General features: G+C 68.5%; 15 protein-coding genes and 2 pseudogenes. 9 read left to right on the top strand and 8 right to left on the bottom strand.

Annotation, left to right across the window (positions count from 1 at the left end; translation table 11 throughout):
* Positions 1-8: 8 nt before the first annotated feature.
* On the bottom strand, positions 9-812 hold the full coding sequence (ppk2, locus tag AB0I51_RS43635) for a polyphosphate kinase 2 (protein WP_362984298.1): 804 nt from the start codon (positions 810-812) through the stop codon (positions 9-11).
* 147 nt (positions 813-959) lie between these two features.
* Here ppk2 and AB0I51_RS43630 point away from each other — a divergent pair, with 147 nt between their 5' ends.
* A complete protein-coding gene (locus AB0I51_RS43630; RefSeq protein WP_362984342.1) occupies positions 960-1,334 on the top strand; it encodes a ferredoxin in 375 nt (124 codons plus the stop codon).
* Positions 1,335-1,436: 102 nt separating this feature from the next.
* Positions 1,437-2,615: an acyl-CoA dehydrogenase family protein gene (locus AB0I51_RS43625; RefSeq protein WP_362984296.1), complete on the top strand. Its 1,179-nt coding sequence runs from the start codon at positions 1,437-1,439 to the stop codon at positions 2,613-2,615.
* A gap of 68 nt (positions 2,616-2,683) precedes the next feature.
* On the opposite strand, the gene AB0I51_RS43620 is transcribed toward AB0I51_RS43625, so the two are convergent.
* Complete coding sequence (locus tag AB0I51_RS43620; protein WP_362984295.1) at positions 2,684-3,064, bottom strand: hypothetical protein; 381 nt, start codon at positions 3,062-3,064, stop codon at positions 2,684-2,686.
* A 1,312-nt stretch (positions 3,065-4,376) separates the two neighbouring features.
* Between AB0I51_RS43620 and AB0I51_RS43615 the strand changes: the two genes are divergently transcribed.
* Together AB0I51_RS43615 and AB0I51_RS43610 are read left to right on the top strand one after the other, a co-directional pair.
* On the top strand, positions 4,377-4,676 hold the full coding sequence (locus AB0I51_RS43615) for a transposase (RefSeq protein ID WP_362984293.1): 300 nt from the start codon (positions 4,377-4,379) through the stop codon (positions 4,674-4,676).
* Between the two features lie 26 nt (positions 4,677-4,702).
* Complete coding sequence (locus tag AB0I51_RS43610; protein ID WP_362984291.1) at positions 4,703-5,050, top strand: IS3 family transposase; 348 nt, start codon at positions 4,703-4,705, stop codon at positions 5,048-5,050.
* Here AB0I51_RS43610 and AB0I51_RS43605 read toward each other — a convergent pair.
* From AB0I51_RS43605 to AB0I51_RS43595, 3 genes and pseudogenes are all read right to left on the bottom strand, one after another.
* A pseudogene (locus AB0I51_RS43605) lies at positions 5,001-5,267 on the bottom strand (transposase family protein); the annotation flags it as partial. The gene AB0I51_RS43610 and the pseudogene AB0I51_RS43605 sit on opposite strands and share 50 nt — an antisense overlap.
* A gap of 273 nt (positions 5,268-5,540) precedes the next feature.
* Positions 5,541-6,113, bottom strand: coding sequence for an RICIN domain-containing protein (locus tag AB0I51_RS43600; protein WP_362984289.1), 573 nt, complete (start codon positions 6,111-6,113; stop codon positions 5,541-5,543).
* A 651-nt stretch (positions 6,114-6,764) separates the two neighbouring features.
* Positions 6,765-7,784, bottom strand: coding sequence for a LacI family DNA-binding transcriptional regulator (locus tag AB0I51_RS43595; protein ID WP_362984287.1), 1,020 nt, complete (start codon positions 7,782-7,784; stop codon positions 6,765-6,767).
* A gap of 265 nt (positions 7,785-8,049) precedes the next feature.
* Between AB0I51_RS43595 and AB0I51_RS43590 the strand changes: the two genes are divergently transcribed.
* From AB0I51_RS43590 to AB0I51_RS43570, 5 genes are all read left to right on the top strand, one after another.
* Positions 8,050-10,026 carry a beta-L-arabinofuranosidase domain-containing protein gene (locus AB0I51_RS43590; RefSeq protein ID WP_362984285.1) on the top strand — a complete coding sequence of 659 codons (1,977 nt, stop codon included), beginning with the start codon at positions 8,050-8,052 and terminating at the stop codon, positions 10,024-10,026.
* Between the two features lie 62 nt (positions 10,027-10,088).
* Positions 10,089-11,336, top strand: a complete 1,248-nt coding sequence (locus AB0I51_RS43585) for an extracellular solute-binding protein (RefSeq protein WP_362984283.1) — start codon at positions 10,089-10,091, stop codon at positions 11,334-11,336.
* A 96-nt stretch (positions 11,337-11,432) separates the two neighbouring features.
* Complete coding sequence (locus AB0I51_RS43580) at positions 11,433-12,416, top strand: sugar ABC transporter permease (RefSeq protein ID WP_362984281.1); 984 nt, start codon at positions 11,433-11,435, stop codon at positions 12,414-12,416.
* On the top strand, positions 12,413-13,234 hold the full coding sequence (locus AB0I51_RS43575) for a carbohydrate ABC transporter permease (protein WP_362984279.1): 822 nt from the start codon (positions 12,413-12,415) through the stop codon (positions 13,232-13,234). The genes AB0I51_RS43580 and AB0I51_RS43575 overlap by 4 nt, the downstream gene beginning before the upstream one ends.
* Before the next feature lie 194 nt (positions 13,235-13,428).
* Positions 13,429-15,198: an RICIN domain-containing protein gene (locus AB0I51_RS43570; RefSeq protein WP_362984277.1), complete on the top strand. Its 1,770-nt coding sequence runs from the start codon at positions 13,429-13,431 to the stop codon at positions 15,196-15,198.
* A 240-nt stretch (positions 15,199-15,438) separates the two neighbouring features.
* Here AB0I51_RS43570 and AB0I51_RS43565 read toward each other — a convergent pair.
* From AB0I51_RS43565 to AB0I51_RS43555, 3 genes and pseudogenes are all read right to left on the bottom strand, one after another.
* A pseudogene (locus AB0I51_RS43565) lies at positions 15,439-15,669 on the bottom strand (transposase); the annotation flags it as partial.
* A 17-nt stretch (positions 15,670-15,686) separates the two neighbouring features.
* Positions 15,687-16,031: a transposase gene (locus AB0I51_RS43560; protein WP_362984275.1), complete on the bottom strand. Its 345-nt coding sequence runs from the start codon at positions 16,029-16,031 to the stop codon at positions 15,687-15,689.
* Positions 16,009-16,782, bottom strand: a complete 774-nt coding sequence (locus tag AB0I51_RS43555) for a transposase (protein ID WP_362984273.1) — start codon at positions 16,780-16,782, stop codon at positions 16,009-16,011. The genes AB0I51_RS43560 and AB0I51_RS43555 overlap by 23 nt, the downstream gene beginning before the upstream one ends.
* Positions 16,783-17,087: the final 305 nt, after the last annotated feature.

Below are 17,087 nucleotides of genomic sequence, written 5' to 3'. Positions count from 1 at the left end.
TGTCGCGTTCAGAGGCTCGCCGCGTGATCCGGGACGTAGGTCTGCAGATCGCGCGGCGGGCGCTCGTAACCGGTGGACGGCGGGCGGGGCGGGAGTTCGAGGACCGGCGGCGTCACCTCGTGGTAGGCAAGGGAGTCCAGCAGGTGGGCGATCATGTTCAGCCGGGCCCGGCGCTTGTCGTCGCTCTCCACGACGTACCACGGGGCCTCGGAGATGTCGGTGTGCACCAGCATCTCGTCCTTGGCCCGCGAGTAGCCCTCCCAGTGGGTGATGGACTCCAGGTCCATCGGCGACAGCTTCCAGCGCCGCAGCGGATCCTCCAGCCGGCGCCGGAACCGGTCCTGCTGCACGGCGTCGCTCACCGAGAACCAGTACTTGCGCAGCAGGATCCCGTCCTCCACGAGCATGCGCTCGAAGATGGGGCACTGGCGCAGGAACAGCTGGTACTCCTCCTTGGTGCAGAAGCCCATCACCCGTTCGACGCCGGCCCGGTTGTACCAGGAGCGGTCGAACAGCACGATCTCCCCCGCGGCCGGCAGATGCTCGACGTACCGCTGGAAGTACCACTGGGTGCGCTGCCGGTCGGTCGGCTTCGGCAGTGCGGCGATCCGGGCGACGCGCGGGTTGAGGTGCTCCGCGACTCGCTTGATGGTGCCGCCCTTGCCCGCCGCGTCCCGGCCCTCGAAGACGATCACCAGCCGGGCGCCCTCGGCCCGCACCCACTCCTGGAGCTTCACCAACTCCGTCTGCAGACGCAGCAGTTCGGTCTCGTACGCCTCGCGCGGCAGCTTTGCCGCCTTCTTGCCGGCCATGCCGCCTCAACCCCTCGATGACGTGCGCAGTCGCTTGTGTCCAAGGTCGAACACCTGGACAGCACCGTACTGATCGCCGGGCGCCCGCGCACCCCCGGACGCCCGCCTGCCGGGTTTGCGGCGGCCGGCAGCGGCAACCCGGAGCCCGTGACTGCGATGACGACCCAACAGGAGCTCGTCCGGTTTCTGGAGGACCGCTTCGCCTGTGCGCAGGCCTGCACCGCCTGTGCGCGGGCCTGTGTGCTGTGCGTCAGCCGCACGGATCCGGACGCCACCGACCACGAGGCACTCGTACGGCAGAAGGCGCTGTGGTGCGCCGAGGTGTGCGACGCGACCTGCCGGATGCTGGCCGAGCAGAACCTCCAGGACGAGTCCGCCCTCCGCCTCCAGGCCAAGTGGTGTCTGCTCGTCTGCCTGGAATGCGCACAGGTCTTCGACGGACGGCCGGGCGCGGAGGCGGACGCGGAGACCTGCCGGGACTGCGCACGGGCGTGCACGGAGTTCCTGGCGACGCTGAACTGACCGGCGCGGGCGCCCTCTTCGCCTGCATCGCCATTCCCAATTTCTGGAACACGTTCTACGGTGTGCGCCGTCAGGACCGGCCTGGGGAAGCCTGGAGGCGCCGTGCATCTCGAATACACGCCCGAGCAGCAGCGGCTGCGCACCGAACTGCGCGCCTACTTCGCCGAGTTGGTGCCCGACCACGCCTACTCCCGCTACGCCGACCCGGCCGCCCAGAAACGCTTCTACCGCGAGACGATCCGCCGGCTCGGCACGGACGGCTGGCTCGGAGTCGGCTGGCCCGAGGAGTACGGCGGGCGCGGGCTGACACCGATGGAGCAGTTCATCTTCTTCGACGAGGCCGCGCAGGCGGGCGTACCGCTGCCGCTGATGGCGCTCAACACCGTCGGCCCGACGATCATGCGGTTCGGCACCGACGAACAGAAGGCGTACTTCCTCCCCAAGATTCTCTCCGGCGAGATCGACTTCGCCATCGGCTACAGCGAGCCCGAGGCCGGCACCGACCTTGCCGCGCTCAAGACCAAGGCCGTACGGGACGGCGACGAGTACGTCGTCGACGGGCAGAAGATCTGGACCACCAACGGCGACACCGCCGACTGGGTGTGGCTGGCCACCCGCACCGACCCGGACGCCCCGCCGCACAAGGGCATCACCATGCTCCTGGTGCCGACCGCAGACCCCGGCTACACCTGCACGGTGATCAACACCCTCGCCTCGCACGACACCACCGCGAGCTACTACGAGAACATCCGTGTCCCGGTCTCCCGCCGCGTCGGCGAGGAGAACCGGGGCTGGCGCCTGATCACCAACCAGCTCAACCACGAACGCGTCACCCTCGCCGCCCACGGCACCATGGCCATCCGCGCCCTGCACGACGTCCAGCACTGGGCCATGGAGACCAAACTCGCCGACGGCCGCCGCGTCGTCGACCTCCCCTGGGTCCGCCGCCTCCTCGCCCGCACCCACGCCAGGCTCGACGCGATGAAACTCCTCAACTGGCAGATGGTGAACGCCGTCCAGGAAGGCACCCTCACTCCGCAGGACGCCTCCGCCGTCAAGGTCTACGGCTCCGAGGCGCGCCGTGACGCCTACGCCTGGCTCATGGAGATCGTCGCCGCGGCGGGCGCCCTGAAGGAGGGCTCCGCGGGCGCCGTCCTGCACGGCGAACTGGAACGCGGCTACCGCTCCGCCGTGATCTTCACCTTCGGCGGCGGCAACAACGAGATCCAGCGCGAGATCATCTCCTGGATCGGTCTGGGAATGCCGAGGGTACGGCGTTAGCCCGCGTGTGACGAAGATTTTGGTTGGCACAAAAGAGGGATAGCCGGCACCAAGATCGCCATCGCTACTCAGAGGCGACGGCGCATCATCTCAATGCAGGCTGCTCGTGCAGCGGTTGACCGGTCACGGGGGTAGGCGGAGCCGAGGTTCATCCCCTCGTCGGTCCTGATGGGCGGCTGCTGCCAGGCGAGACTCATCTGTGCGCCGCCTTCCGCGCGGGCCGTGGCGACGAGGATCGCGTACGGCCCCGCGAGGGACGACGTTTCGATCTGGAGCCATGCCTGGTGGAACGCCATGCGCGCCAGCAGACTGCTGACCTCGTCCGTGAGTTGCTGCCCGATCAGGTCCGAGGACGCAGGGCGGCGTCGTATGCGGTAAGGCGTCTCCAGGTACTCCTCGACCGCGGTCAGGGCTTCGGCCAACGTCTTCGCCCGGTGCTCCCGTCTCACCGCCCGCTGGTTCGTTCGAAGTCCTGGCGAACCCTGGCAGTTGACCTCGACTGCTCCAAGATCCCCGACAGAGTCAAGCTCGGAAGCTGTGTCAGAACCGGTGATCAGTAACGTTCCGTAGCGATCGGCTGAGAACGCGTCTTTGGGTCTGGCGGTTGGGGGTGGGGGCCTGGACGGCCTGGGTCGGCGTGGGGCCGGGTGCCGGTTTGTCGAGGGGGCCGTTGTCCTGGGGTGTGGCCTGGACGGCCCCTGGCCCGCAGTGGGCGTCGACGAGAGGGTGAAGGTGAAAAGGAGACCTTTGTTCCCGCTTTGGTCGGCAAGGTCATGCGGTGGCCGATCCCCCGTCAAGCCGCTGCGCGGTGGCCCTGCCGGGGAGGCCATGACGGAGTCGGCGCCGTTAAGGCCATGGCCGGGAGCGTGCGGGAGCGCTCCGGCCAGGTGCCCGCGCGGGAGACCGTGCGGGCACTCCCCGCGACCGGGGCGGGCGATAGGGGGCGGCCGCCGCGTTGGTCGGCGTCAACGCTGGCGGCCGCTGGCGCGAGGGGTCCCGCCCCTGCTCCCTTTCCGATGCGGGTCCCCTGCGCGGGATCGTCCTCATGGCTCCCGGGGCATCGCGGGAGAGTCCGCCCCGGCTCGAAACAGCCGCGGGACGAGAGATCTGGATTCCGCCGACACGGTCCCGAGTCCAGTCGGATGCGGTGATCGTTTCGGGCCCGGGGCCCGGGGCCCGGGGCCTCTGACGGGTTCTGCCAGCATGAGAGAACCCCTCTCTCGTGTTCGAATCCTAAGGCGTCGCCGCCAGGGGTGACAGCGGGACATCCAGCCTACGGAGGGGAGCGGGTATGCCTCTGTCACCTGCCAGGGGCTTCCTGATGCGCACCCGGCTCCGGGCCGGCTGTTCGAACTCGGCGTAATACGCGTGGGGGCCAGACGGATTGCCTGTGGCCGTTGCATCCGGAGGCGTAGGGGTGTGGGCTTGCCGGCCGCTTTCACCGGTTCGACGGGGTGCGGCGACGAACGGGGCGGTCGGGGAGGCCGGGTGAGGCGGCGGACCATGAGGGTGATGAAGGCCCAGGTCATGTCGGCCGCGCCGTGGGAGATGAGCCGCTCGTAGTCCCGGACATTCTCCTGGCTCTTATGATCCACGAGATGGCCCGCTCGACTCGCCACCGCTTGGCCAGGACGGCGAAGCCGTCCTGGCCCTTGCGGCGGGGCACCGTCTTGACGGTGATGCCGAGGAAGGAGCGAGGGGCCCCGAAGTTTCCGGACAGGCAGCCAATGGGGTTGTCCTGGACAAGGAAGCGAGGAAGAAGTGGCGCCACCCAGTAAGTACTCGCCGGAGTTCCGCGAGGAAGCCGTCCAGATCGCGTTGAGGTCGAGCAAGACGATCTCCGAAGTCGCCCGGGAGCTTGAGCTGAACTCGGAGACGCTGCGCGGCTGGGTGAGGAAGTACCAGAAGCAGCAGGAACCGGCTCCCGATGCGGTACTGACGGTGAACGAGCGGGCGCGCCTGAAGGAACTTGAACGGCGCAACCGCGAGCTGGAGATGGAAAATTCCTTCTTGAAAAGAAGCCGCGGTGATCCAGCGTACTTCGCGAAGGATCCCCGGTAGCAAGCAAGTACGAGTTCATCGACGAGATGCGGCTCGACACCGAGAAGTACGCATACAGCGTCGAGTTCATGTGCGGCCGACTCGGCGTCTCCAGATCTGGCTACTACGACTGGCGATCCTGCCCGGAATCCGCGACGGCCCAGCGGCGCGAGGAACTGAAACTGCTCATCGAGAAGGCCTTCGACCTGTCCGACGGCACCTATGGCGACCGGCGCATCCAGGCTCAGTTGGACCGCTGGGGCGTCACCGCCGGCCTGGAACTGGTCCGCCGACTCATGCGCGAACTGGGCCTGGTGCCCTGCCGGCCGCGGCCGAAGAGGTTCATTCGGCGAGCGTGGGGGCTAGGGCGGCCAGGAGCTCAACGGCCTCCGTGATGTAGCGGTAGGCGGTGGTGGTGCCGATCCCGAAGCCGGCTGCGAGCTGTGCGTAGGGCTGGCCGTTGCGGAGGTGGGCGAGGGTGAGCAGGGCCTGTCGGCCTGCGTTCAGGCGCCGCCCCCGTGTGCCGAGAGCGCGCCGATGTTCTCTCAGGCGGGTGGCGAGGAAGCGGAGGGCAGAGCTGGACACGTCGACGCCGGACGGGTGGACACGCATGCGAAGCCTCTGGTGGAGACGGTTCTCTTGGTCGAAGACCCATCTACCAGGGGCTTCGCCTGTCTGTAAGGCCAACTTCCCCACCAACGCATGAGGTTGGGAAGGCTCACTGCCACAGCAGGGCCTCCTGGTACTCGGCCGGGATCGCATCCCGCACCGCCGGGAGGCCCTGCTGTTGTGAACGCAGTTCCTGCCGTGGGATCGCCCCGGCAGGAACGGCGTTCGGTTGAGCGAGCCCGCCGAACGGTGAGCGGCAGGCTGCTCGGAAGCGGCCTAACTCACGATCCAGACCTGGGCCGCCGCCGGGTGTGCGTCGTCGCAACTCCACTGCATGAGCTGGCTGCCGGCACCGCCGACCGTGTCGAGGCACAGATTGGTGCCCGCGTGCCTGAACTTCGCGCCGATCTTTTGGTCGACGATCACGGCGGTCTCGACCCACTGTTCCGACGCCAGCCCGTCACAGAGGTACTCGTCGACGGCCTCGCCCGGAACGCTGGTGCCGTTGTTGACCTCGGCGCAGTACCCGCTCGCCTGATTCACCAGGTAGTAGGTGTCCGGCGAACCGGTCGACACGAACGCCCAGTTCTGCGTGCTGGAGCCGTTGCAGTTGGCCAGCTGAAGTCTGACGTTGAGCACCCCGCCGGGCGCGTCCACGCATTGGCTGTAGGCCATGTTCTTGATCGTGTGATAGCTGCTCGCGGCAGCGGCGGCCGTGACACGAGCGGACACTCCCGCCGTAGAGTCCGGCGTCGGCACGGCGGCACTCGCTCCCGTCGCCAACGTGACCATGCCCGCGCAGCTCAGAAGCGTCGCCGCCAGGACGGTGATCCTGTTCTGGATCTTCATTGTCGCAACTCCTATGACTTGTCGACCGGAAACCCGATTCCGTCTCGCTCGTGGACAGCGTGTTCCGGCGAAAGCGCGCAGTCGCCCTCTGTTCCGCCCAGCGGACCAGCCATCGCTTCCTGGCTTGTGGTCGGCTTCCCAGCGCGCGGCTGTGAGCAACTCAGCAGGCGGGCGCTGAGCACCGCATGCTCTCCTGACCGTACGGCAGCCGACGCGGTGTGTTCGGCCGGGACGCCGTTCCTCGGGCAGAGGCGTGGCCCGACCCTCGTGACAGGGTGGCGTCCGGGAGTGAAGCCCCGAACGCCCCGGCTCTCACGGGGCCCGGCTGTCCCGTGCCGGCCCACGCCGAAGCAGCTCCTGGGGCCTGTCCGTGGCGGATCAGGTCGGTCTCTGCCAACGGCATTGATCAGTGTGGGTGAGCGGGGTCTGGTGCACGCAGCTGCAGGGTGGCGGAGGACGGCGACGTGGTCGGGGAGTCGGCGACCGACGACAACGCTGCTGAGGGTCCCCCTTGCCCTCAAGGCAGTGGGGGAGCGCGCCAGACCCTTGGGACTCCGGCGTGATCCGCCGGGCAGCCCCCTGGGCCAGGCAGGGTTGGGGATTATGCGGGTGACCGATCCCGACCTGCCCGGCCTTCTCCGCCCCTCCTGCTCAGGTGGATTCGCGGACGACGAGCCGGCAGGGAACGCTGTGCAGGCCGGGCGCCGGCTCGGCGTCGATGGCGTCCAGCAGCAGGAGGGCTGCCCGTCGGCCGATCTCGGAGAGGTCCGTGTCGATGGTGGTGAGGGGCGGACGGGAGGCCAGGGCCATGACGTCCCAGTTGTCGTAACCCACGATCGACACCCTGCCGGGGACGTCCAGGCCGTTCTCGCGCAGCGCGTCGGCGACACCCCTGGCGATCTGGTCGTTGCCGCAGAAGAAGGCGTCCGTGTCCGGTGCGGTGCGCAGCACCGCTTCGGCGGCACGGCGACCCCATGCCTCGCTCCACTCCCCGAAGTGCACACGTCCGGTGGCGAGTTCCATGGCGGATTGCTCGAGCAGTTCGAGGGTGTGGCGGGCGCGGTCGCGGGCTGCCGCGTGGTGGGCCGGGCCGGTGATGTGCGCGATCCGGGTGCGTCCGGTGGCCAGCAGGTGCTCGATGGCCAGCTGGGCTCCGCTCCGGTCGTCGGACACGACGGAGATGTCGTCCGGATCGGTGGACGGCGAGAGTGCGTAGACCGTCGGAATCGGTTCGACGCCCTTCAGCGGCGGACGCGGGTCGGTCCGCCGGCCGGTCACGATGATGCCGTCCACCCGGCGGTCCATGAGGTTGCTCAGGTGGTGCTGCTCGCGGATGGCGTCGCCGCGGGTGTCGCACAGCAGCACGGAGATCTTGCCGGCGCCGAGCGCGTCCTCCGCGCCGAGGAGGACGGGTGTGCTGAAGCGGCCGATGCCGTCGGTGGTCATCAGCCCGACGGTCCAGCTGCGGCCGGTGTGCAGGCTCTGCGCCTGCTGGTTGGGGCGGAAACCTAGTTCCTCGACGGCGTCCAGAACCCGTTGCCGGGTCTCCGGCCGCATTCTCCCACCTCCGTTCAGCGCCTTCGAGGCCGTCCCGACACTGACACCGGCCAGTCGTGCTACGTCGGTGAGCTTCGCCCGCCCGGTGGACGGAAGACCTGGAGCGGCAGTCACGCGCAACCCTTTTCCTAGACGATGCCTGCAGGGTGCATCCTGGCACCGTTCCGGGCTGCTGGCCAGTTCCGAACCGCCATTGAAAATACTTGTGCGCATCCCTTGACGCGCACTCGTCCCGCTTCCTACCTTTCCCGACAGAAAAACGTTTGCCCAAAGCGGGTTCGAGAGCACGGAGCAGCGCCCGTCCTAATCTCCGGGACACCGCGACGCCACCCACGCGTCGGGTCCCCGACTCGTTTCCCACCTACCTCTCCGGAGAACCATGCCCCGCCCACGTTCCGCCGCGCCTTCCTCCCCGGCCTCGGCCCCGTCCGAACAGGCAGGCACCTTCACGGGACCGGTCCGCCTCGGACCGGGCGCCAAGGCCGCACTCGCCCCTGTCGCAGTCGAGGTACGCGCCGGCTTCTGGAGCACCCGCCGTGAGGTGAACGCGCGTACATCCCTCCCGCAGGGCCCCGAACTGCTCGAAACGGCAGGGAATCTGCACAATCTGCGGCTGGCGGCGGGCACGGTCGAGGGAGAGTTCCGGGGCGCGTACCCGTTCGTGGACACGGATGTCTACAAGTGGCTGGAGGCGGCCTCCTGGCAGCTGGCCCAAGGCCCGTCCGCCGAGCTGGAGTCGGACGTCGACCGGATCGTCTCGCTGGTGGCAGCCGCGCAGCAGACCGACGGCTACCTCAACACCTGGTTCCAGCTGGTGAAGGGGGGCGAGCGGTACAAGGACCTCCGCTGGGGCCACGAGCTGTACTGCGCGGGCCATCTGATCCAGGCGGCCGTCGCCCATCACCGGGCCACCGGTCGGACCGAACTCCTCGATGTGGCCCGCAAGTTCGCCGACCAGGTCGACTCGGTCTTCGGGCCGCCCGGCAGCGGCAAGGAGATCGACGGCATCGACGGCCACCCGGAGGTCGAGACCGCCCTGGTCGAGCTGTACCGGGAGACCGGCGAGCGCCGCTACCTTGATCTGGCCGGATACTTCGTCGACCGGTTCGGCCACGGCCTGCTGGGCGGCGAGGCGTACTGCCAGGACCGGGTGCCGCTGCGCGAGGCGGACAACGTGGAAGGCCATGCCGTCCGGCAGTTGTATCTGCTGGCCGCCGCCGCGGACCTGGCCACCGAGACAGGGGAAGCCGAACTGCGCTCCGCCGCCGAGCGGTTGTGGCATGCGATGACCACCACGAAGACCCATCTCACCGGCGGGCTCGGCGCGCACCATGAGGAGGAGGACTTCGGCGACCCCTACGAACTGCCCAACGAGCGGGCGTACTGCGAGACTTGCGCGGCCATCGCGTCGGTCCAGTGGAGCTGGCGGATGGCCCTGCTCACCGGTGAGGCCCGCTACTCCGACCTGATCGAACGCACCCTGTACAACGGCTTCCTGGCCGGAGTGTCCCTGGACGGCGAGCGCTGGCTCTACGTCAATCCGCTCCAGGTCCGCGACGGCCACACCGACACCGGCGGAGATCAGTCGGCCCGCCGCACCCGCTGGTTCCGCTGCGCCTGCTGCCCGCCGAACGTCATGCGGCTGCTGGCCTCCCTGGAGCACTACCTCGCCACCAGCGACACCGGCGGCCTCCAGATCCACCAGTACGCCACAGGCCGCTACGCGGGCGACCTCGACGGGACCTCGGTCGCGGTGCGCGTCGAGACCGAATACCCCTGGCAGGGTGCCATCGGCGTGACCGTCGAGGACACCCCGGCCGACCGGCCCTGGACCCTCTCGCTGCGTGTCCCGCAGTGGTGCGGCGAGTACCGGGTGCGGTGCGGGGACACGGAGTACGACCAGACCGATGCCCCCGTGGCCGACGGCTGGCTGCGGCTGGAGCGCACCTGGGCCCCCGGCGACCAGGTGGTCCTCGAACTCGCCCTCGAGCCTCGCCTGACCGCGGCCGACCCGCGAGTGGATGCCGTGCGCGGTTGCGTGGCGATCGAGCGCGGGCCGCTCGTCTACTGCCTGGAGCAGGTGGACAACCCCGGCGGCGGTCTGGACGACATCGTCCTCGACACCACCCGCCCACTCGCCGTCGAGCACTGTCCGGACCTGCTCGGAGGCGTCACCACGGTGGTGGCGGCCGGCCATCGCCGGCCCATCGCCGACGCGGGCTGGTGGCCGTACACCTCAGCGCACGGCGAGGCACCGGACACGGACAACGATCCGGTCGAACTCACCGCCATCCCCTACTACGCGTGGGCCAACCGCCAGGACGGCAGCATGCGCGTCTGGCTGCCCACCTCCTGAGCCCTCCACATCCATCCCCCGCTTCCTCTCCCTACGAGCCGCACCAAGACAACGAGGTCACCGTGAGAAACACCCGCCGCACCCTCATCGCCGCCATAGCCACCGTCGGCGCGCTCACCACCGTCGCCGCCTGTGGCGGCGGTTCCGACTCCTCCGCCTCCGGTTCCGGCAAGGCCGGCGGGACGTACAACTTCTGGGACCCGTACCCGCAGTTCGACGCCTCCTCGCCGTGGGGCAAGCTCGTCACGAAGTGCGGCACGGACGCGGGGGTAAAGGTCAAGCGCATCGGCATGGACACCACGGACCTGGGCAACAAGGCGCTGCTGGCCGCACAGCAGGGCAACGCGCCCGACGTGATGCTGGTGGACAACCCGGTCGTCTCCACGCTCGTGGAGGCGGGGATCCTCAACAAGACGAGTGACCTCGGCCTGGACACGAAGTCGATCCAGAAGAACATCCTCGGCGCGGGCGTCATCGACAACGCCTCCTACGGGGTGCCGATCGGCGCCAACACCCTCGCGCTCTACTACAACAAGAAGATCCTCTCCGCCGCGGGCGTCGACGCCGCCTCCATCAAGGACTGGAACTCCCTCACGGCAGCCCTGAAGAAGGTCAAGTCGGCCGGGAAGAAGGGCATCACGTTCTCCGCGATCAACACGGAGGAGGGCAGCTTCCAGTTCCTGCCCTGGTTCTGGGGCGCGGGCGGCGACCTCACCAAGCTCAACTCGGCCAAGGGAGTCGCCGCCCTCTCCTTGTGGAAGCAGTGGGTCGACGCGGGATACGCGCCCAAGGACGTGCTGCAGAACACCCAGACCACCAGCTGGCAGGAGTTCGCCACCGGCGAGTACGCGTTCAGTGAGAACGGCACCTGGCAGCTCGGCAACGCGGACAAGGCCGGCTTCGAGTACGGCGTCATCAACATCCCCGGGCAGAACGGCGGCTCCGCGCCGGTACCGACCGGCGGCGAGTTCGTCACCGTCCCGGTCCAGAAGGACTCCTCCCGCTACGACGTCAGCAAGAAGATCGTCACGTGTCTGACCAGCTCCGCGAACCTGCTGTCCACGGATACGGCTCTGACGTACGTGGCGCCCACCGCGGAGGTGCAGGCTCAGCAGGTGAAGCAGAACCCCGAGCTGAAGCCGTGGGTCGGCGCGGTGGCGGCGGCGCGTGGCCGCACCAGCGGCGGTCTGGGCACCAAGTACCCGACGATCTCCCAGCCGATGTGGACCGCCGTGCAGTCCGCCCTGTCGGGCGGCAAGGCCCCGCAGGCGGCCCTCGACACCGCTCAGACGGCCGCGGGCAAGGGCTGACACCCGGCCTCGCCGCTTCTCCGGAAACCGCACGCAACCGCGCCCGCCCGGACACCGCCACCAGCCCGGACACGCCACCCGCATTCAGGAGTACGCATGACCATCGCCCGCGTCGACCGCCGCTCGCGGCGGTCCCCGGCCGGGTCCGGGGCGACCGGCACCGGACAACGGACGGACGCGTCGGCACTGCGGCGCCGGCACCACCGGGGTAGCCGGCTCACCGCGCTGGCCTTCACCATCCCGCTGATCGTCTACCTTGCCGCCTTCTACGCCTATCCGCTCTACCGCAATCTCGACCTGAGCCTGCGCGACTACACCGTCCGGTCGTTCGTGCAGGGGGACGCGCCCTTCTCCGGCCTGGACAACTTCAGGACCGTCCTCGACGATCCGACGTTCGGCCCCGCGATGCGCCACACCTTGATCTTCACCTTCGCGTCGATCGCCTTCCAGTACGCGGCCGGGCTCGCCCTCGCCGTCTTCTTCAACCGGCACTTCCGGCTCGCGCCCACCCTGCGCGCCCTGTTCCTGATCCCCTGGCTGCTGCCGCTGATCGTGTCGGCGTCGACGTGGTCGTGGATGTTCAACAGCGAGTCCGGGGTCATCAACTACGCCCTGCACCTGGTGGGCGTGTCCCCGGTGGACTGGCTCAACTCGCCCGACTGGGCGCTGACCTCGGTCGTCATCGCCAACATCTGGATCGGCATCCCCTTCAACCTGGTCATCCTCTACAGCGGGCTCCAGAACATCCCCGCCGAGCTGTACGAGGCCGCGTCCCTGGACGGGGCCGGGGCCTGGCAGCAGTTCCGCCGGATCACCTTCCCGCTGTTGCGCCCGGTGTCGGCGATCACCCTGCTCCTCGGGCTCGTCTACACGCTCAAGGTGTTCGACCTGATCTGGATCATGACCAAGGGCGGCCCCGGCGACGCCTCCTCCACCCTCGCCACCTGGTCGTACCAGCTCGGCTTCGGCACGCTCCTGCCGAAGTTCGGCCCCGGCGCGGCCGTCGGCAACATCCTCATCCTCATCGCACTCGTCTTCGGCCTGCTCTACATCCGCGTCCAGAGGAGGCAGGAAGCATGAAGTCCCGTACGGGAAAACGCCGTTACACCGTCATCGGCCTCCTGCTGACCGCCCTGATGCTGTTCCCCGTCTACTGGATGCTGAACGTGTCCCTCACCCCGCAGCAGGACATGCGCAAGAGCCCGCCCGACCTGCTGCCCCTGCACCCCACCTTCGAGGGCTACCGCGCCGTCCTGAACGATCAGATGCCCTACCTCGGCACCAGCCTGCTCATCGGCCTGGGCACGGTCGCCCTCACCCTGCTGCTCGCCGCCCCGGGCGGCTTCGCGCTGGCCAAACTCCGGCCCTTCGGCGGAGGAGTCCTCGGTCTCGTCCTGCTGATCGCCCAGATGATCCCAGGGATCGTCATGGCGATGGGGTTCTACGGCATCTTCCTGGACCTCGGCCTGCTCAACTCGTGGTGGGGGCTGATCGTCGCGGACTCCACCATCGCGGTGCCGTTCGGCGTGATGATCTTCACCGCGTTCATGTCGGGCATCCCCGGCGAGCTCATCGCCGCGGCCCGCATCGACGGGGCCGGCACCTTCCGCACCTTCTGGTCGATCGTCCTGCCGGTGAGCCGCAACGCCTTGGTCACCGTCTCGCTCTTCAGCTTCCTGTGGGCCTGGTCCGACTTCGTCTTTGCCAACACCCTCGACGGCGGAGGCGATCTGAGGCCGATCACCCTCGGCATCTACAAGTACATCGGCAACAACAACCAGGAGTGGAACTCGATCATGGCCACCGCCGTCGTCGCGTCGATCCCGGCAGCGGTGCTCCTCGTTCTCGCCCAGCGCTACGTGGCCGCGGGCGTGACCGCGGGCGCGGTCAAGGACTGATCCGCCATGCCCACCGCCCTCGGCCCGCCGCCCGGTAGGGGCCGTGGTCCGCCCCTGCCGCTCCGGCCGACCGGACAGAGCCGTCACCCGCTGTGCGGGGCCAAGTCCCCGGAGCCCGTCGGCCGGTCCCCCCAGGCCGACCCGGCGTGTCCCGCACCACCGCCAGATCCCCATCCCCCTCAGGAGAGCCGCTGATGTCATACCTGAGTACCCGTCACCGTTACAGAGCACCTGTCGGCCGCGCCACCGCCGGCGCTCTGGCCACAGCCCTGGCCGCCACTGCCGTCGTCCTGACGGGCGCACCCGCTCAAGCCACCCCTACGTCGGCCACCACCTTGGTCGTCAACGCCGCGCAGAATCTGCGGTCCGTGACCCACGTCGGCACGGGCAGCCTCTACGGCCTGTCGAGCGCGAGCACGCCCGCCGACAGCGTCGTGCAGGCCCTGAAGCCCAACACCTTCGTCCAGATGGCGCCGGGTGGAAGCCAGCTTCCCAACGGAGAGCCCGCTCCCGCGGGTGATGCCCTCGTCGTCGCCTCCAAGGCTGCCAACGCGGGCGCCAAGGTGGTCGTACGGATGCCGGACTGGTACCCGGATTTCCCGTACAAGTGGGTGAGCTGGAGCGACTGGCTGTCCGCCGTCGACAAGCAGGTGGCCGCGGTGAAGTCCTCCGGCGCCACGAACATCAGCGCGTACGAGCTGTGGAACGAGCCCGACTGGACCTGGGACACCACCAACGCCGGTGCCTTCGACGCCGGTTGGGCCCGTACGTACAACGAGGTGCGCAGCAAGGACGCCACGACCCCGATCCAGGGCCCGAGCTACTCGGCCTGGAACCAGTCCTGGATGACCACCTTCCTCACCGACGCCAAGGCCAGCGGCACGGTCCCCGACATCGTCGCCTGGCACGAACTCCAGGGCAGCTCCGGCATCGCCGCCCATGTTGCGGCCTACCGCTCGCTGGAGAGCAGCCTCGGCATCAGCCCGCGTCCGATCGCCATCGAGGAGTACGGCACGCCCTCCGAGATGGGCAACTCCGGTGCACTCATCGGCTATGCCGCCAAGTTCGAGCGCGCGGGCGTCCATGATGCCGAGCTGGCCTTCTGGAACCACTACGGCACCCTCGGCGACACCCTGACCGACACCGGCGGCTCGCCCAACGGCTCCTACTGGACCTACAAGTGGTACGGCGACATGTCCGGGAACATGCTCACCACCACGCCCCCCGCCCAGACCGGCATCGACGGTCTGGCCTCCCTCAACGGCGCGGGCAACCAGATCAGCGTCATCACCGGCGGCTGCACCGGCTCCTGCGCCGTCACGATCAACGGGCTCTCCTCCCTGTCGGCCTACGGCAGCACCGTCCACGTCAAGCTGGAGTACAGCCCCGGCACCGGCCGCACCACCGCCTCCTCCGGCCCGATCACCATCTCCGACACCGACTACTCCGTCTCGAACGGTTCCATCACGGTGCCGGTGACGATGAACGCCTCCGACGGCTACCACCTGGTGATCACTCCCAGTGGCACCTCGACGTCCCTGGCCGGGCGCTACCAGATCACCAACAAGAACAGCGGCCTCGCCCTGGACACCCTCAACGCGGCCACCTCACAAGGCACTTCGGTCGTCCAGGCCACGTCCACCACGGGCACCGACCAGAACTGGACCCTGACGGCCGCCGGTTCGGGCCTCTACAAGATCGTCAACCAGAAGAGCGGCCTGCTGCTCGGCATCACCAACGCGGGCACCAGCGACGGTGGTACCGCCCTGATCTGGGGTGACAACGGCACCGCCGACCACCTCTGGCAGGTCATACCGGCCCGTGACGGCTACTACAAGATCGCCAACTACAACAGCGGGCGACTGCTCGGCGTCGACCAGATGAGCACGTCCTCCGGCGCCCAGGTCCTGCAGTGGTCCGACAACGGCACCGCCGACCACCTGTGGAGTCTGACCTCTCGCTGAGGCGGCCCGACACGCGGCTCCTCGCCTGGCGCTCGGCAGGCGAGAAGCCGTGGCTCTCTCCCGATCCGGACGGAACCACTCGTGGGCCTCCATGGGGTGCTGGGCGAGCAGTTCCAGCAGCAGTCCGCAGCCGGCCGGTCGTCGGTGAGGTACCGCTTGGCCGCCAACGCCCTGGCGTCGTCGACGGTCATGTCCGCAGGAGTGGCGTATTGACGGCCACTCGGTGATCTCCTTTTGAGGCTATGCGGTGAGTTCGGTGGGCAGGGCGGTCTCGTCGGTTTCTGACCCGATCGGGTGGAGACGGGCCTTGGCGAGGAGTTCGGCGCCCATGTAGCGGCGGGCCTCGGTCCATTCATCGTTCTGCTCGGCCAGGACCGCGCCGACGGGGCGGATCAGGGCGGTGCGGTCGGGGAAGATGCCGACCGCGTCGGTGCGGCGTCGGATCTCCTTGTTGAGTCGTTCCTGCGGGTTGATGCCCCTATGGTCCGTCAAGCGGCAGCGGGCAGTTTGACGGTCTGGATGGCGTTGCTCGGCTTCAGTTGGGTGTAGATCTCACGCGCGATATAGCGCTTGAGGCATCGGATTACCTCACGACGGCTCTTGCCTTCTTGGGTGCGTCGTTCCAGGTAAACCTGGGTGCGGACGTCCCACCGCAGGCGGCTTTGTGTGATCCGATAGAGCGCGGCGTTGGCCTGGCGGTCGCCGCCGCGGTTGAGCCTGCGTCTGTGAGTCTTGCCGGATGACCGGTCGACGGGGCTGACACCGCACAAGGCGGCGAACGAGGCTTCGTTGGAGAGTCGTTCAGGGTTGTCACCTGCGGTGACCAGGAGCACGGCAGCGCTGTCGGGTCCGACGCCGGGGGTTTCCAGGAGAGTTGGTGTGTGACGTCGGATGGTGGAGGTGACGATGGGTGAGATCGCGATCCTCGTCCGTCAGGTGCTGGACTCTGCTTGCCAGCAGGCGCAGGGTGGAGGTGACGGCTTCTGAGGCGGCGGATGGCTCAAGGCTGGCGCAGGCGGGGATGAGTCTGGGGTTTCTGAGCGGGGACAGCTGTTCGCGCAGGTCTGCTGGAGCGGTGACCAGCACGGCCTTGAGCTGGTTGATCGCCTGGGTGCGGGCCTTGATTGCGGAGTCTTTGGCGAGCTTGTAGGCACGCAGGTCCTCCACGGGACCGTCGCCGGTTTTGGGGACGGCGGTGGCACGGCCGCTGAGAACCGCGCGGGCGGCTGCCTCTGCGTCGACCGGATCGCTCTTCCCATACCGGCGTCGGGCAGCCTTGTCGGGCTGGTTGACCTCGACGACCGTGATCTGTTCCGCGCGCAATTGACGTGTCAGGCCCGCACCGTAGGAGCCGGTGCACTCCACGCCGGCCCTGTTCACAGGCCCGTGCGAGCGGGCCCACTCGATGAGCAGTCGGTAGCCGTCCGAGTTTGCCGGGAAGGCTTCGTGACCGGGCAAGCCTCCAGTGCTGGTGATCAGTGCCGCCACATGGATGTCCTTGTGGGTGTCGACTCCCCATATGAGCTCGGGCTGGATGGGCAGGGCCGTGACGGCCGACTGCGGTGCGCTGGTTGTGGTGGCCACGGAAGTCCTTGATCCCATCAGTGGTGTGCGGGTTCCGGTCCGGCCGGCCGGTCAGAACTGTGATGGCGCCGTCAGCGGCGAAGCCCCTGTCGAGACATAGCAGTCCGGCCGGAAGCGGAGAGAGTCGCTCCCGCGCTGAGGTCGGCAGATCAATCCACAGGCAGCAGGTGCCAGTTGGACCACGGGCCAGACCGCGACGCGAGAGCGACGTCTGAGTGCGTTGTGGCAAAGGGAGTCCCTGTTCGATGAGCAGGGGCTTCTTCGTGTGCGGGGCATGATCGCCCTGGGGTAGGGGCAGGCAGCGG

Source organism: Streptomyces sp. NPDC050549 (genome assembly GCF_040655035.1).
Lineage (GTDB): Bacteria > Actinomycetota > Actinomycetes > Streptomycetales > Streptomycetaceae > Streptomyces.
Note: the sequence above shows the minus strand (reverse complement) of the source record. Positions and strands in the feature narration are given on the sequence as shown.